1 protein-coding gene and 1 pseudogene are annotated in these 2,213 nt (G+C 70.6%); both read left to right on the forward strand.

Annotated features, from left to right (window positions below; all coding sequences use genetic code 11):
* Positions 1-265: 265 nt before the first annotated feature.
* Positions 266-1,507: pseudogene (locus tag G6R24_RS23860) on the forward strand (chloride channel protein); the annotation flags it as partial.
* A gap of 181 nt (positions 1,508-1,688) precedes the next feature.
* Entirely contained in the window at positions 1,689-1,877 is a 189-nt protein-coding gene (locus G6R24_RS23865; RefSeq protein ID WP_338084487.1) for a hypothetical protein, read from the forward strand.
* The last annotated feature ends 336 nt before the right edge of the window (positions 1,878-2,213 follow it).

The following is a 2,213-nucleotide window of genomic DNA, read 5'->3' on the forward strand; positions in this document are numbered from 1 at the left end:
CCCCTACGACCTTTGGACTACGTACACATGTGGCAACGATCCAGATCGGCCATGGTCCGGTGGACGATAGCCGTGGACCTCGGCTCGCAATGGGCGGGAGCCGGTCTGGCCGGCATGGCGGTGGTCATAGGTGCCGGAGTCGGGCTCGGCGCGGTGGCCTTCCAAAGCCTTCACCGAGGTGTTCTGCGGCAGGGCCGACTGCTCGACCGGCGGCCGTCTACCCAACCCGCACGTCCCCGGCCTGGGCTACTGGTACCTGCTGCTGGTGCCCGTCCTCGGCGGATGCGTCTACGGCCCGCTGATCCACCGGTTCGCCCGCGAGGCCCGCGGCCACGGTGTACCCGAAGTGATGTACGCCGTCGCCGAACGCGACGGCCGCATCGCACCCCGCGTCTCCGCCGTCAAATCCCTGGCCTCCGCGCTCTGCATCGGCACCGGCGGTTCCGTCGGCCGAGAAGGCCCCATCGTGCAGATCGGCGCCGCCCTCGGCTCGGCCCTGGGCCAACTCCTACGAGTCGCCCACCATCGGCTGCCGATCCTCGTCGCCTGCGGCGCCGCCGGTGGCATCGCTGCCACCTTCAACGCCCCCGTCGCCGGAGTCTTCTTCGCCCTCGAAGTCATCCTGCGGTCCTTCACCGCCGAGGCGTTCGGCGTCGTCGTCCTGTCCGCCGTCACCGCCAGCATCATCGGACGCGCCGCCTTCGGTACCGCGCCGTTCCTGACCCTGCCCGTGTTCGAGATCCGCCACGGCGGTGAATACCTGCTGTTCGTGTTGCTCGGAGCACTCGCCGGCCTGGTCGGCGTGCTGTTCACCCGCCTGCTCTACCTGATCGAGGACCTCTGCGACTGGGCCTGGCGCTGGCCCGAATGGCTCCGCCCCGCCGTCGGCGGCCTGCTCCTCGGCGTCGTCCTGCTCGCCCTGCCCCAGATGTACGGGGTCGGCTACCCGGTCCTCGAACACACCGTCCACGGCGGGTACACCCTGTGGTTCCTGCTCGTCCTCATCGGTGGCAAGACCATCGCAACCAGCCTGACGATCGGCATCGGCGGCTCCGGCGGCGTTTTCGCCCCCTCCCTGTTCATCGGTGCCGCCACCGGTGCCGCCTTCGGCACGCTCGCCCACGACCTCGCCCCCGGATCCGTCGCCCCCGTCGGCGCCTACGCCCTGGTCGGCATGGGCGCCGTCTTCGCCGGCGCCGCCCGCGCCCCCATCACCGCCGTCGTCATTCTCTTCGAGCTCACCGGCGAATACACGATCATCCTGCCGCTGATGTCCGCCGTCGTCATCGCCACCCTGATCAGCCGGCTACTCAGCCACGACACCGTCTACACCCTGAAACTGACCCGCCGCGGCATCGACCTCGCCGCCTCCCACGAGACCCGCCGCCTACGCGCCATCCCCGCGACCCAGGCCACGCACCCCGCACCCCCAGCGATCCCGGCCTCCACCAGCCTCACCCACGCCGCCGAGGCCCTCGCCAGATCTCCACACGCAGCTCTCCCCCTCGCCGACGAACAGGACCGCTACCAAGGCATCGTCACCGCGCACGCCGTCGCCACCGCCCTCGACAGCACCGTCTCCGCCAGCGGAGCCGCCCCCGACCCGACCGCCGTACCAGCAACGGTCGGCGACCTCTCCGTCCGTCCGCCCGCCGCACATCAGCGCCACCACCAGCCTCGCCGCCGCCCTGCACGCCCTCACCAGCACCGACTCCCACTGCCTGCCCGTCCTCGACGCCAGCGGCGACACGGTCATCGGATGGATCACCCACCAGTCGATACTCGCCGCCGTCTATCCCCAGTCCCGCCCCTCCACCGTCACTCCCGCCTCGCGACCTTCCGGCGACGATCCGCATCCGCTCCTTACGATCACCTGACAGGACACTGCGGCGGGCCCCGAGCAGGCACCCACGGAGACAGACCTGAACCCGCGATCCGGCCGCGCACCGCGTTTCGGCAGGGGATGTGGTGCCGATCCAGCGCGTGGACCGGATCCCCCCTCCGGCACGCGCAACGGCCCTCACCCGACGGGCAGGGCAAGATCGGGTCTGGTGCGGCGCTCTTGGACGTCATCGGCCGGCGATGTCGCAGCGGGCCTGGGTCCGTCCGGCGCTTTCGGCTGTGGCGGTGCGCATGTCCTGATCGATCCGACTACGGTAAGAAGCATTGGTGCGCCGGGAAGTCTGGTCGGCAGCGTGTGACCTGACCCCTCG

It is taken from the genome of Candidatus Frankia nodulisporulans, assembly GCF_902806475.1.
Taxonomy (GTDB): domain Bacteria; phylum Actinomycetota; class Actinomycetes; order Frankiales; family Frankiaceae; genus Frankia; species Frankia umida.